The sequence below is a fragment of the Paenibacillus sp. W4I10 genome (assembly GCF_030816325.1).
Lineage (GTDB): Bacteria > Bacillota > Bacilli > Paenibacillales > Paenibacillaceae > Paenibacillus > Paenibacillus amylolyticus_B.
Genome location: NZ_JAUSXX010000001.1, coordinates 727,662 through 741,260, shown reverse-complemented (window position 1 = coordinate 741,260; position 13,599 = coordinate 727,662). Strand labels below are relative to the sequence as shown.

Sequence of the window (13,599 nt, the reverse complement as noted above, 5' to 3'; positions counted from 1 at the left end):
GATCGAAGAAAGATCTCTTATGCATGCGATTTCCAGTCCTTACACAAGCAGGCTGCTAAAGTACCGTTTGGGTCCTCCTTTTAATTCAGCTGAATCCCAGTTGCCATGCCCTCTTCTTCAATTTCGAACTGGTCTCTGTTATCACAGAGGCACTGCTTGAATCCAGTCTCAATCCGGCCCCGCTCTTTCTTCCCTCGTAATGTAAATCGTTCACCGCATTGTTTGCATCTGATTTTAATTTTAATTCTCATCACAACGATCTCCGTTTCTGTTGGTCATTCCCCGGGAGTTTATCCGTAAAAATAAAAACACACCGGAGCCATAGGCGCAATATGCGCTTTATGTCCACCAGTGTGTCCGTATTTTTATAATTTAACCTCTTCCTCCCGCTTCACAAAACGAAAAGGAGAACGGTTATTAGCACGTGTGATTTTACCCATTGCCCCATACCACAGGCCCGCCATTAGCGGCGCTATAAACCACAACCAATGATTCACCATGGTGTTCATGATGACATCGTACAATGCATGCCAGAAAAAAGGTAACACCAGAGAAAGCACCAGGTACCACCGCTTTTTCTTACCACCGATAAACTTGGCTTTACCCATGTAATAACCCATGATTACCGCAAACATAGCGTGCCCCGAAACAGGGAGCAGTGCCCGAAGGAACATGGCTGAGACGGATGCATTCCCCGCAAAGGCATACAACACATTCTCAACAGTGGCAAATCCAAGTGAAACAGCGACTGCATATAAGATCCCGTCATACGGCTCATCAAATTCGGTGTGATTATAGATGATATGATAAAGTACGAACCATTTAACGAATTCCTCCACACCACCTGAGATCATAATGGCCTCAAGATAAGGATTATCCCCGAGCCACATCATCATGCCACGCTGAATAATCATCACAGGCAGTACCATCAGAATCCCCATGAGGAAAACCCGCAATACCATATGAAGTGGCTCATAATCATAACGGTCTTTCAGGTAAAAGTATGTTAACAAGGCGAGACCCGGAGCAACTGCTGCCGCTAAGACCGAAAACAAAAGCACCGAAATTCCCTCCTCTGACTAAAGACGCGATTACAACTAGAGATTAATCCTGGCGTTTGAAGTGGGTGCAGATAACATCAATCGCTTGTGCAGGAATAACAACCTTACCATACTCTTCCATAACTGCCGGAGTAACTGAGGAACCTTCGCCAAATTCAGCAAGCAAGGCAATCAATGCCGCATGTTTGGTGGAATCTACCTCATCTGGCTCCAAATGCAAGAACCACTTGTCTTTATAAGAATAAAGTCTCCCAGCATCCGTAACATGCTGACGCAACATATGTGCAGCTTCAATGAGCACTTCAAAGTCCTTGAATGCATAAACGATGGAATCGCTTTGCTCGAGTGTAACTTCCATTTCATATACTTCTTCAGGAAGATCATCTTCATGACCTGAACCATATTGTTGCGGATCATATTTTCCACGTGTGACAATGACAACCATCCCTTGAGCGGGAAGTGCGAATACTTCGACAGCGAGTGGACCTGTGGCATCAAATCCAAGTTCGGAATAGGCCTGATCCATCATTTCAGTGAACAGTTCATGAACCTTAGGTATTTCCTGCCACATATCTTCTTTTTGTATTCCGCGCTCGCTCAGATCGTCAAAGGTCAGGAAAATCCGTATCTTATCGTGACTTAGTCGTTCTATTTTCATACAGGATCTCCCCTTTATAAGCAAGTCTTATAACAGATTATGAAGCACAAAACAATATGTGCTGAAAATAAATCTATGTAGTTATGTTATCATTTTATACCTCTAAATGCACGAAGTAAAATCGACAAAAAAAGAATCATTCCACAGCCAATCTAGACTGTGGATGATTCTAATTAAAGATTTTGGTTTATAAACCCGGTACTGTTGTGTTTGTTTGACTTAAAATTTGCTCAACTTCATGCTTCACATCCGGATTGGTGCGAATAAAATCTTTGAGCATGCTCATATTCGCTTCTTTTTCCTGCGGTGTGATTGCTCTTGCAGTCTTTGCTGCTGGATTTTTGTGTGATTCACCATGTTGATTTTGCTTGCTTGTGAACCCATCCATACCCGGGAAAGTCATCTCCATCATCTTATGTTTTGCCTGATCCATCATATTTCGTGATGAACCCGATGACATCATGGGCAATTTGCCTTTGGACAACCATGAACTGGCTGCGACACCAATGACAATGCCCCAAAAAAAGGATGACGTCTTCATTACACCAACCTCCTTCAAGTGTTAAAATCATATTTAGTGTTTGCGGTAGTGAGCAATCTCATTCCGTATAAATACAGGAAAGCGAGTTGAAATCATGTTCAGACATACCGCCGCATTGATCATTGCTGCAAGTTTGCTGCTGTCAGCTTGTGGGACAGCGGAAGAAAAAACATCTGATAATTCCGCACCAGCGGGCGAATCAACTACCACAGTTCAAGAAGAGCAAGGTAACTCTAACCCAATTGAAACAGAAGAAACTGGAACTGGTGTGCCCGAGCCTTCAACGGAAGATTCAACTGTGACAGAAGAAGAACCTGAATCTTCGGAGAAGGTTTCTACAGAAGAGAAAGTGGAAAAGACGTACCATATGAATGAAAATTATTATATTAAACCAAACGATGAAGCGAGCCCAAACAAAGTGGTCTTGTTAACTTTTGATGATGGACCCAAAGAAGAAAAAATGATTACTTCACTGATCGACACTTTAGATAAACATAACGCTAAAGCGATATTTTTCGTCAATGGATATCGGGTGAAAAGCCATCCGGAATTGCTCAAACTCATACATGAACGAGGTCAGATTGTAGGCAATCATGCCTGGGATCATGAGGATCTCAAAAAAATGTCCAACGCTGAGGCGGCAAAACAGGTTACAGATGTCCAAAAAATAGTGAAGGATACCATTGGTGAGGAACCGCAATTCTTCCGTCCACCTTTTGGGTCGGGAAATGATGCACTGAAGGCTACTGTGAAGAAAAATGGCATGTTATATATGACTTGGTCTAATGGTTCGCTCGATTGGGATAAAAGCACCAAAGACAAACCGGAAAAAGTCATCCAAAATGTACTGGACCAGTTAAACCCCGGAAGCAATATTTTGATGCATGAGTTGCCATGGACGGTTGAAGCATTGGATGAGTTGCTGACCAAGCTCGAAAAGAAAGGTTATTCCTTTGTTGATCCGCGTGCAATTGAATTGGAAGCTCGTTAAATTGTAATTTTGCGCATTAAAATAAAACAGCCTTGATCCATTGGATCAAGGCTGTTTCTCTGTGAGTGCTTTTTCCGCGGGCACTCTTAACGTGATGATATGCATCTCCGCAGGACAACCTAGTCGGAGAGGAAGATGATTTGTACCATATCCTCTGCTAACAAGCATTTTGCCTTCTTGGTGAACGTCCTCCGGACTTCGCTTCAGGGAGTACCACCCGTTCGATACGGGACGATACGCTTTGCTCAGGAACACAGGTCCGAAAAATGGTAAAACCAATTGTCCGCCATGTGTATGACCGCTTAAAATAAGATCTGCATTTTCTTCCAAGCGAAGGGCCTGCAAAGGATCATGAACGATAGCAATTTTGCAAAAACGGTTACCGATCTGCTGTAGTAATACATCGCCCTGTTTGGAACGATAATCTATACCGATCAGGCTCAATCTGTCGTTGCCCCTTTGCAGATATTCCACATTATCCTGCAGGAGCTTAACGTCCGATTCCCGAAGGATTCGCGTAAGTTGAGCGGTACCAGCCCTCTTGTCATGGTTGCCATACACCGTAAATGAAGGAGCAATGTGCGATAAAATTTTCATGTTATGTCTAACTAAAGACCATGAGATTCCTTTTTCCGCAACATCCCCGCCGATGAGAACCCAGTCCACCTTGTTTTTTACGTTTTCCAGATCCTTCTGCTTCAGCTTGCGCTTGTGAGTATCGGATACATACAAAATCATAGCCCCGTCAAAGGATGTTGGCAGATGAGGCACTTCAACCTCTTCTTCAATCATTTGATGAATATGGGCTTCTCGCCACATATGAAAAAGTAGTAAAACTCCCATCAAAATGATTATACCTGCGAGTAAAAGCATTACCACGGCAAGGGAAGGAACGTATTCAGAGCAGGTGCCCCTTCAACCCCCCACCAAACCAGACTAATCGTTAACATGACAAAAATAAAAATGAGTGAATTGACAAACCTCTTGCTCAATTTTAACCGACGTGAAGGATGTAATTCTGTCCGTGTAGGAAGCGAACCCGCTTCGGGGATCGATTCTTCCGTTGAATTTGGCGTTTTTTTGGAGCGTGATGGTGCCCTTTGAGGAAGTACTGGACTTTCCAGTTTTTCTGTATAAGGCTTGCGCTGTGATCTAGGTAAAGAAACGGAAGTAATTGGTGTGATTCCGCCAACCTCAGCAGCTGCTGCCGTTTCAGCAACGATGCTTACTTGAGAAGCCACCTGACGTTCGGATTTCTCTTTTTTATCCGATTGACGATGGCGCTGACTGCCATATGTCTTCATTCTACTTAATGGCTGATTCATGATCCCCTCCGAAAACGTATCGCTAATCCGGACACCAAATCAATAATAAAGTGACATAATATAGGCGCCCATAATGTGCCGGACTGCAAGTAAATCCAACCCAATCCATAACTTGAGACAAACACCCAGCCTGTTGGAATCCAGTGGCGCAAATAACGAATATGGATAACTGCAAATAAAATACTTGTCCAGTAAGGACCGATGGCATGTTGGATGGCTCCACGGAATAATAATTCCTCACACACAGCAACAATGGCTGCTATACATACAATGTGCCAGATCGGACGCCCACGGAACAACATCTCGTTAATTCCACCGTCATCCATGCTTTCCTGAGGTATAACATACGACAGTACCAAGTCCATAACAAGCATTATTCCTGCAAGACCAAGACCCCACCATATAAATTGGTAATTGTCAGGCCATGCGAGTACATCTAACAAGTTTCGTTTCTGCAATAAGATCCACACAACTCCGATAATCAGTGTCAGACCTTGTGTAAAGTATAGATTGATTAAAAGCAAACGCTCAGTAAGCTGTTGTGGCTCAGCCTTCTGAATCTTGAACTTGGGAAACTTGAATTTTTTCATCGGATGCGTCTGTCCTCTTGAGTTAAATTTGATGGATAACAATTACGTTGTCCAATCGGATAGTATACTAAATGATAGCCAAAAAACCAATTAGGTTCAAGACCTGCTCCAAGTCCTGGTTAGATGTCAGCACCATTACTTCATTAAAGCAGTAAAATTCAGTTCACCAAACAGCTTACTTTCCATCTTCTTGTCGTAGGTATATTAACTATTGTATTACTTATGGTGACTCTGTTTATGTGTGAATCTAAAGACATCTGCAAAACATTTTAAAACATTTAAGCCTATTGACATGCTCATGTCAGCCATGATACATTATGAAAAAATTAGTCACGTTAAACACGATGATGGAAAAAAGACGTTGCTTCGTCTTACAGAGAGCCGATGGTAGGTGTGAATCGGTGGCAGGCAAATGGTCTTGAGCGCTCCTGAGTTATTGCATTGAAATTGGAGTAGGTGCAATCGGTTTAGACCCGTTATCCTCTTCGGTCTTCATTGACCGCTAAGACTGTCGTTGCGAAACGGCGGTGAATTAGGGTGGTACCACGACAACTCTCGTCCCTTATTGCGCAAGCAGTATGTGGATTGAGAGTTTTTTGATTTATTTTAAAGGATATCTGTGGGATCACTCTATTTGCTTCACCTTCTCCCTCTGCTGCGACACCGCGTTGTTGGGCGGAAGAATAACCTGGTTTTAAGGAATACCTCTTCGCTGAGGTCAGACCTTGACGATATAGATACACATACCTAAGGAGGAAGAAACCATGTACAAAGTGTTAGTGTCGGACCCAATCAGTGATCTGGGGATCCAGCAACTGGTGGATGCAAATGATGTTGTTGTTGAGAAGAAAACCGGTCTTAGTGAAGATGAACTTGTTGCCATTATTGGTGATTATGATGCCCTCTTGGTTCGCAGCCAGACTCGTGTTACAGATCGTATTATGACGGCTGGTACCAACCTTAAGGTGATCGGACGTGCAGGTGTTGGTGTAGATAACATTGATCTGGAAGCTGCTACACAGCGCGGTATCATCGTTATTAATGCACCTGATGGCAATACCATCACAACCTGTGAGCACACGTTTGCCATGATGATGGCATTGGCACGACACATTCCTCAGGCATACGCCAAGACAATTCAGGGTACGTGGGATCGTAAAACCTTCCTGGGTGTGGAATTAAGAAATAAAACGCTCGGTGTACTGGGGATGGGACGGATCGGTAGTGAAGTTGCCAAGCGCGCCAAAGCATTCGGAATGGATATTCTTGCTTACGACCCGTTCCTCACGGAGGAGCGTGCCGAGAAGCTGCAAGTGAAGCTGGCTAGTGTAGATGATATCATTCGCAATGCGGACTTCATGACCGTTCACACGCCATTAACACCGGAAACACGGCATATGATTTCACGTCCACAATTCGAAGTGATGAAAAAAGGCATGCGTATCATCAACTGTGCTCGTGGTGGTGTAGTTGACGAGATGGCACTTGTCGAAGCCATTGATCAAGGTATTGTTGCTGGTGCAGCATTTGACGTATTCGAAAGCGAGCCGCCAGCCGCTGATCACCCGTTCCTGAATCACCCAAGCATTATCGTTACACCTCACCTTGGTGCGTCCACAGTAGAAGCACAAGAGAACGTGGCTATCGATGTGTCGGAACAAGTTCTTCATATTCTGCGCAATGAACCGTTCAAGAACGCAGTTAACATGCCGGCTGTTGCACCAACCGTGATGAACAAATTGCAGCCGTATTTCAAACTGGGTGAAACGTTGGGTAGTTTTGCTGCACAGATTACACAAAATGCAGTGCAGGAGATTCGGATCGACTATGCTGGTGAACTTTCTGAAGTAGATACTTCTCCTCTCACACGTTACATTGTGAAAGGGATTCTCGCCAGACATTTGGGTGGGGAAGCCAACATCGTCAACTCCATGCATCTGGCTAAAATCCGTGATCTAAATGTCGTTGTAAGCCAAACCTCAGCAACTAAAGGATTTACTAACCTGATTACCGTAACATTGGTTACAACTCAGGATGCTGAGGAACGTCGTGTAGCGGGTACATTGCTTGCAGGTTATGGAGAGCGTATCGTTCGTCTGGACAAATTCCCGGTAGATATCGCACCGGAAAGTCATCAAATCTTGATCTCACATAACGATAAACCAGGTATTATCGGTCGTGTAGGCACACTGCTTGGACAAAACGATGTCAACATCGCATCCATGCAGGTTGGACGTAAAATTATTGGTGGTGCAGCGATCATGATTCTGACCGTAGATAAAGCTGTTCCAAAAGATGTGCTTGTGCAGCTTGCTGCGCTGCCTGAAATTAATACTGCTGTTGAAATTGTTCTGGAATAATTAAACGTATTTCTAAATGTAAAAGTAGAGACGGGACCCTCGTGGTTCCCGTCTTTTTTTCGTGTACCCGCTGAAATATCGGTGATGAAGTTTTCAAACAAAATATTAGTGGAATTGGAAAAGGGGTGCCCACCAACCCTATATGAACTCCGCTTCTTTTGCTCAACTTAACTTAACTTAACTTAACTGAATAATGTTTAGTGTAGCCCCCGGAGGAGAAAGAACGGCTGCGCCAACAAGCCCGAATAATTGTAACTGTATTGTTGAACCAGCGGTAACGGTGACCATAAAGTCAGACTGCAGCTGACTGAGAGAAAGTACTGGAGATACTACACTCGCTGGAATTACTGCACCGTTAAGTAAAACCCGAGATTGGATAGCAAGTGCAGCTGTCAGATTTATTTTGTATGAGATATAGTAACGACCTGCATTGGTCAACGTGAAGGTGTCATTTGTCCCATTGACGGTTATACCTGTACCAATATTTTGGTTATTCGGTAATGGAACGAGTGTACCACCCAATATTACAACAATCGTACCATTAGTGTTCTCAGCAAAAGCCGAGTTAGATGTTACAGATGTTCCCGTTGCTCCTGTAACTCCAGTTGTCCCTGTTCCCCCCGTACTTCCCGTTACGCCAACTCCTGTGGCCCCGGTTATACCTGTCGCTCCTGTTTCCCCAGTCGCACCAGTTGCCCCGGTACTTCCCGTTACGCCGACTCCTGTTGCTCCGGTTTCACCAGTCGCACCAGTAACTCCAGTACTTCCCGTTACGCCCACTCCCGTGGCTCCGGTTATACCTGTTGCTCCCGTTACGCCAGTCGCACCAGTTGCCCCGGTACTTCCCGTTACGCTTACTCCCGTGGCTCCTGTTATACCTGTCGCTCCGGTTTCCCCAGTGCCACCAGTTGCTCCGGTGCTTCCCGTTACGCCCACTCCCGTGGCTCCGGTTTCACCAGTCGCACCAGTTGCTCCGGTACTTCCCGTTACGCTTACTCCCGTGGCTCCGGTTATACCTGTCGCTCCGGTTTCACCAGTCGCACCAGTTGCTCCGGTACTTCCCGTTACGCCCACTCCCGTGGCTCCCGTTATACCTGTTGCTCCTGTTCCCCCAGTGACACCAGTAACTCCGGTACTTCCCGTTACGCCCACTCCCGTGGCTCCGGTTATACCTGTCGCTCCGGTTTCCCCAGTGCCACCAGTTGCCCCGGTACTTCCCGTTACGCCGACTCCCGTTGCACCGGTTATACCTGTAGCTCCGGTTTCCCCCGTGACACCAGTTGCTCCGGTACTTCCCGTTGTGCCGACTCCAGTTGCTCCCGTTATACCTGTGACTCCTGTTTCCCCTGTGACACCAGTAACTCCGGTACTTCCCGTTACCCCGATTCCTGTGGCTCCGGTTATACCTGTCGCTCCGGTTTCCCCCGTGACACCAGTTGCTCCGGTACTTCCCGTTACCCCGACTCCTGTGGCTCCCATTATACCTGTGGCTCCGGTTTCCCCCGTGACACCAGTTGCTCCGGTACTTCCCGTTATACCAACTCCCGTGGCTCCTGTTTCACCTGTTACGCTTATTCCCGTTGCGCCAGTCAATCCCGTTACGCCTGTTGCTCCTGTTTCACCAGTTGCCCCGGTTTCTCCAGTTACTCCTGTTGATCCCGTTACGCTTAATCCCGTGACTCCTGTAATTCCTGTCGCCCCGGTTACCCCTGTAAAACCAGTCACTCCTGTTTCACCAGTACTTCCTGTCACTCCAACTCCAGTTGCCCCCGTCACACCCGTTGCTCCCGCGCCAGCAAGCAAAGTGTAATCTGGCGATGTGCCCGGAGTTCCAGTTGGTGATGCGACATTCGCAATATACGTACTGCCGTTGAACGTTACAACCTGACCCGCTGGATACATTGGGGCTACGGCTGGATCGAAAGGTACAATGCCACTTAAACCTACACCTGTAGCTCCTGTTACGCCTGATGCTCCGGTACTTCCTGTCACTCCAACTCCAGTTGCCCCCGTCTCACCCGTTGCTCCCGCGCCCGCAAGCAATGTGTAATCCGGTGAAGTCCCCGGCGTTCCCGTTGGTGACGCCACATTCGCAATATACGTACTGCCGTTGAACGTTACAACTTGACCCGCTGGATACGTCGGGGCTACGGCTGGATCAAATGGTAAGATACCACTTAAACCTACGCCTGTCGCTCCCGTTACTCCTGATGCCCCTGTGACTCCTGTACTTCCCGTTGCTCCTGCGCCCGCAAGCAATGTGTAATCCGGTGAAGTCCCCGGCGTTCCGGTTGGTGACGCCACATTCGCAATATACGTACTGCCGTTGAACGTTACAACCTGACCCGCTGGATACGTCGGGGCTACGACTGGATCAAATGGCACTAGGCCTGTCAATCCCGCCCCAGTTGCTCCCGTTACACCTGATGCACCTGTGGCTCCTGTAGGTCCTGCACCTGCAAGCAACGTGTAATCTGGTGAGGTGCCCGGCGTACCCATTGGCGAAGCGACATCTGTAATGTAAGTACTGCCACCAAACGTGACGATCTGTCCAGCTGGATATGTTGGTGCTAATGCGGGATCGAATGGCACGATGCCACTTAATCCTGCACCTGTGGCTCCAGTTACACCAGTCGCCCCCGCAGCAGCGATTAATGTGTAATCCGATGAAAATCCTGGTGTTCCTAGAGGACCAGCTACACTCGTAATGTAAGTACTACCGTTATACGTAATTACTTGACCTGCTGGATAACCCGGGGCGAGCGCTGGATTAAATGCCACGGCTCCTGTCAAACCAGCTCCGGTTGCTCCCGTTGCTCCAGTTGTTCCACCCGACAGCAAAAGAGTATAGTCTGGGGAACTTCCAGGTGTACCCAAGGGACCGTTTACATTGGCAACATAAAGACTACCCTCGTAGCTTACTACTTGACCTTGAGCATAAGTTGGTCCCAGTGCAGGATCATATGCAGTAATATTGTTCAAGCCAACACCAGGTGCTCCTGCCGGACCCTGTGGACCCTGTGGTCCAACTGGGCCAACCGGTCCTACTGGTCCAATTCCTCCCGGTGTACCAGTAGCCCCTTTCACCCCAGGGACTCCTGGGACACCTGGTACGCCCGGGACTCCTGGCACTCCCTGTGGGCCGGCTGGTCCGGTAATCCCTCCGGTTCCAAGAGTTGTCGTCGCCCGGCTTAGCGATATGAAGATCGATCGAATTAATCCCACAAGTTTATCTTTTTCTGCAGGTGGTACTTCCAGAAGCAGTGTCACACTTAACAAGTCATCCAGTAAGTTCTGCAAGTTACCTGCGAGATTAATAAGAGGAACAGGGACAACCTCTGACCCTGCAATCGTTAATTCCAATACGGCTTGTAACTCTGCCTTTACCCCGGCACGAAATCCGGATTGATTTACAAAACTAAGTAACTGGCGTAATGCGTTCTGCAAAGACAGTATATTGGATGAAGTCGGCTGACTAATTGCAGCAGGAATAGCCACAGCCAATGAACGCAGTATGGATTCAAATTGCTCCAGTTCTCTTGTGGTTATTGGAATAAACGGAGAGCCCGGTCTAAAAGATCTGCCTTCCAGAAAAGCTTTAATATTGACCCTTTTTCGATCATCGGACATGCTTAACTCAATCCTCCTCTATCTTGCTTGCTTTTCAAGCTTATGTAACATAGGAAGGAAAATTATCTTGGACACTCTTTTTAGTCAAAAAAAGACCACTCATGTTCCACGTTGAACAAGATTAAACGGTAGCCTTCAACAAAAAAACACCCTCCATAAGAGGGTGTTTCCGCACTTTTTGTATGAAATTCAGGCTATTTCGATGAATCCAAAGGAAATTGCAAAATAAACTCTGTTCCTTCGCCAAGCACACTATTGACGGTAATCATGCCTTGATGCGCATCAACAATATTTTTCACAATCGCTAAACCGAGCCCCGTACCTACACTTTCTCCCCGAACACGAGCCTTGTCTGCTTTGTAGAATCGTTCGAAAATAAATGGCAAGTCGGATGAAGGGATACCTACACCCTGATCCTTCACAGAAACTCTGACAAATGGAGCACGAAGATAAGTGACCCGCTCGGCTGAGATCATTACATTTTTGCCAGTAGGTGTATGTCTGAACGCATTATCCAGCAAATTCGTAAATACTTGCTCAAGTCGATCCTCATCTGCTTGTTGAAGTTCAATGGTTGGTTGTTCGAACTTAAATTGCAGTTGAATTCCCTGTTCTTTTGAACGCACCGAGAACTTCCGATATACACGTTCAAGTAGTTCTCCGAGGTCAACTTCCTTCATCACCATGTCCGTGTGTCCAGCTTCCATCCGCGCCAGATCAAGCAAGTCTTTAACCAGTCTGCCCATCCGCAGGGACTCATCATGAATGACCTGGATCAGTTCTTCGCTCTCTTCCGGTGAGGTTGCCATGCCGTCCAAAAGGGCTTCACTGTAGCCTTGCATCATGGATAGCGGAGTTCGTATCTCATGAGATACGTTAGCCACGAAATCACGCCGCATTTTCTCCAGACGCACTTCTTCTGTTACATCTCTTAAGACGGCCACAGCCCCCCTGACAACACTGTCAGCATACAACGGTGCCATCTGAACAGACCAGACACCTTGCTGTACATGAACATTGGAGTTCTGGTCCCCGCCTTGCTCCATCACCATTCTGAACAAAGGAAGAAGGGGCTCAGGTACATCACGCGAAGTCTTGTCAGACTGCTCGGATTCTTGTCCTTCGTCCATTTTTGCCCAATCGAGATCATACCATGCCTGCATGATCTTCTCTCCAGGCGGATTCGTCAGAATAACTTTGCCTTCACCATCAAATGTAACCACCGCATCGGTCATGCTGCGAAGCACACTCGCCAAATGTTCCTTCTCATGGTTAAGGTTTCGAATATTATCTTCCAGTTGAGCAGCCATATGATTAAATGTGTTGGCAAGTTCACCAATCTCATCACTCGTTACCAGAGAGAGACGTGTTCCGTAGTTCCCTTTGCGAATCGCATTGGCTGCCTGAATCAATTGCTGCATGGGTTGCGTTATTTTGGTGAATAGAAACAATGCAAAAAACGTGGTTAAACTGAATCCGATAATACAGATATAGGTGAACAACCGCTTAATATCTCTGGATTCGGATTCTGCAAAGTTCGTATCAATGTAGGGCAGCAAAAAAAGACCCAGCGCTATAAGTACACAACCCACAAGGCAGATAATAGTGATCCATAACTTCCCGACCAGTGATCTCCAGAAACTAAAACTACTTCGGTACTTCCAGTTTATAACCCACACCCCACACCGTCGTAATCATGGCCGCCGATTCAGGCGATACCTTGTTAAGTTTCTCGCGAAGACGCTTCACATGCGTATCCACGGTACGAAGATCGCCAAAGAATTCGTAATTCCACACATCCTTGAGCAATTCTTCTCTGGAGAAAACTTTGTCGGGAGATGTTGCCAGGTAGTGCAGTAATTCATATTCTTTTGGTGTAAGACTAATCTCTTCGCCACCAGCGGTTACCCGGTGGGCATCATGCTCAATAACCAGATGCGGGAACACGATGTTGTTACTCGAATTGCTCTCCTTGGAGAGATAAGCTGTCGCGGAAGATCGACGCAAAATCGCTTTGACACGATAAATCACTTCACGCGGGCTGAATGGTTTTACAACATAGTCATCAGCGCCAACTTCGAAGCCTTGAACCCGGTTAATCTCTTCACCTTTTGCAGTGAGCATCAAAACCGGCGTTGATTTCACCTGACGAAGACGGGTACACACTTCAACTCCATCCATACCCGGCAACATCACATCAAGCAAAATCAGCCCGTAGTCCCCTGCTGTTGCTTTACGCAGCGCAGTTTCCCCATCCTCAGCTTCATCGATTTCATAACCTTCTTTTTCAAGATACATTTTCAAAAGCCTACGGATTCTCTCTTCGTCGTCCACGACCAGTATTCGATTCTCATGTTCAGCCATGCCTCTCCAGCCCCTTTGCAATAACTCCTCATCACTTCTATTATGTTCGATCTGGCGAACAATATTTGAATACCCTTCA

At 46.6% G+C, this 13,599-nt stretch carries 12 protein-coding genes and 1 other annotated feature; of the genes, 2 read left to right on the top strand and 10 right to left on the bottom strand.

The window, feature by feature from the left end; genetic code table 11:
* Nucleotides 1-80: 80 nt before the first annotated feature.
* From QF049_RS03345 to QF049_RS03330, 4 genes are all read right to left on the bottom strand, one after another.
* Entirely contained in the window at nt 81-251 is a 171-nt protein-coding gene (locus tag QF049_RS03345) for a hypothetical protein (RefSeq protein ID WP_165980215.1), read from the bottom strand.
* A 114-nt stretch (nt 252-365) separates the two neighbouring features.
* Nucleotides 366-1,061 (bottom strand): glutamic-type intramembrane protease PrsW, encoded by a 696-nt coding sequence (prsW, locus tag QF049_RS03340; protein ID WP_017687676.1) that lies wholly within the window; start codon nt 1,059-1,061, stop codon nt 366-368.
* 43 nt (nt 1,062-1,104) lie between these two features.
* The gene (locus QF049_RS03335; protein ID WP_076209900.1) at nt 1,105-1,719 is read right to left on the bottom strand and encodes a genetic competence negative regulator; all 615 of its coding nucleotides are present in this window, start codon (nt 1,717-1,719) and stop codon (nt 1,105-1,107) included.
* Nucleotides 1,720-1,906: 187 nt separating this feature from the next.
* Nucleotides 1,907-2,260 (bottom strand): hypothetical protein, encoded by a 354-nt coding sequence (locus tag QF049_RS03330; protein WP_047843572.1) that lies wholly within the window; start codon nt 2,258-2,260, stop codon nt 1,907-1,909.
* 94 nt (nt 2,261-2,354) lie between these two features.
* Here QF049_RS03330 and QF049_RS03325 point away from each other — a divergent pair, with 94 nt between their 5' ends.
* Nucleotides 2,355-3,251, top strand: a complete 897-nt coding sequence (locus QF049_RS03325; protein ID WP_307534801.1) for a polysaccharide deacetylase family protein — start codon at nt 2,355-2,357, stop codon at nt 3,249-3,251.
* Nucleotides 3,252-3,296: 45 nt separating this feature from the next.
* On the opposite strand, the gene QF049_RS03320 is transcribed toward QF049_RS03325, so the two are convergent.
* From QF049_RS03320 to QF049_RS03310, 3 genes are all read right to left on the bottom strand, one after another.
* Nucleotides 3,297-4,043: a metallophosphoesterase gene (locus QF049_RS03320; RefSeq protein ID WP_307534799.1), complete on the bottom strand. Its 747-nt coding sequence runs from the start codon at nt 4,041-4,043 to the stop codon at nt 3,297-3,299.
* An 80-nt stretch (nt 4,044-4,123) separates the two neighbouring features.
* A complete protein-coding gene (locus QF049_RS03315) occupies nt 4,124-4,576 on the bottom strand; it encodes a hypothetical protein (protein WP_017687671.1) in 453 nt (150 codons plus the stop codon).
* Nucleotides 4,573-5,166, bottom strand: a complete 594-nt coding sequence (locus QF049_RS03310) for a CPBP family intramembrane glutamic endopeptidase (RefSeq protein WP_036607728.1) — start codon at nt 5,164-5,166, stop codon at nt 4,573-4,575. The genes QF049_RS03315 and QF049_RS03310 overlap by 4 nt, the downstream gene beginning before the upstream one ends.
* Nucleotides 5,167-5,501: 335 nt before the next feature.
* Nucleotides 5,502-5,732 (top strand) — a binding site (T-box leader).
* Between the two features lie 198 nt (nt 5,733-5,930).
* Here QF049_RS03310 and serA point away from each other — a divergent pair.
* Entirely contained in the window at nt 5,931-7,526 is a 1,596-nt protein-coding gene (gene serA, locus QF049_RS03305) for a phosphoglycerate dehydrogenase (protein ID WP_076209897.1), read from the top strand.
* A gap of 177 nt (nt 7,527-7,703) precedes the next feature.
* Here the strand turns inward: serA and QF049_RS03300 are convergent, their stop codons facing one another.
* From QF049_RS03300 to QF049_RS03290, 3 genes are all read right to left on the bottom strand, one after another.
* Nucleotides 7,704-11,156 (bottom strand): BclA C-terminal domain-containing protein, encoded by a 3,453-nt coding sequence (locus QF049_RS03300; RefSeq protein WP_307534798.1) that lies wholly within the window; start codon nt 11,154-11,156, stop codon nt 7,704-7,706.
* A gap of 194 nt (nt 11,157-11,350) precedes the next feature.
* A complete protein-coding gene (locus QF049_RS03295) occupies nt 11,351-12,748 on the bottom strand; it encodes an ATP-binding protein (RefSeq protein ID WP_253501426.1) in 1,398 nt (465 codons plus the stop codon).
* A gap of 55 nt (nt 12,749-12,803) precedes the next feature.
* The gene (locus QF049_RS03290) at nt 12,804-13,520 is read right to left on the bottom strand and encodes a response regulator transcription factor (protein WP_017687664.1); all 717 of its coding nucleotides are present in this window, start codon (nt 13,518-13,520) and stop codon (nt 12,804-12,806) included.
* Nucleotides 13,521-13,599 lie beyond the last annotated feature (79 nt).

Bases quoted from the DNA above. Each gene is read 5' to 3' on its own strand.
- QF049_RS03300 (WP_307534798.1), bottom strand. From the start codon at position 11,156: ATGTCCGATGATCGAAAAAGGGTCAATATTAAAGCTTTTCTGGAAGGC.
- QF049_RS03320 (WP_307534799.1), bottom strand. From the start codon at position 4,043: ATGATTGAAGAAGAGGTTGAAGTGCCTCATCTGCCAACATCCTTTGAC.
- QF049_RS03310 (WP_036607728.1), bottom strand. From the start codon at position 5,166: ATGAAAAAATTCAAGTTTCCCAAGTTCAAGATTCAGAAGGCTGAGCCA.
- serA (WP_076209897.1), top strand. From the start codon at position 5,931: ATGTACAAAGTGTTAGTGTCGGACCCAATCAGTGATCTGGGGATCCAG.
- QF049_RS03330 (WP_047843572.1), bottom strand. From the start codon at position 2,260: ATGAAGACGTCATCCTTTTTTTGGGGCATTGTCATTGGTGTCGCAGCC.
- QF049_RS03315 (WP_017687671.1), bottom strand. From the start codon at position 4,576: ATGAATCAGCCATTAAGTAGAATGAAGACATATGGCAGTCAGCGCCAT.
- QF049_RS03290 (WP_017687664.1), bottom strand. From the start codon at position 13,520: ATGGCTGAACATGAGAATCGAATACTGGTCGTGGACGACGAAGAGAGA.
- QF049_RS03325 (WP_307534801.1), top strand. From the start codon at position 2,355: ATGTTCAGACATACCGCCGCATTGATCATTGCTGCAAGTTTGCTGCTG.
- QF049_RS03335 (WP_076209900.1), bottom strand. From the start codon at position 1,719: ATGAAAATAGAACGACTAAGTCACGATAAGATACGGATTTTCCTGACC.
- QF049_RS03345 (WP_165980215.1), bottom strand. From the start codon at position 251: ATGAGAATTAAAATTAAAATCAGATGCAAACAATGCGGTGAACGATTT.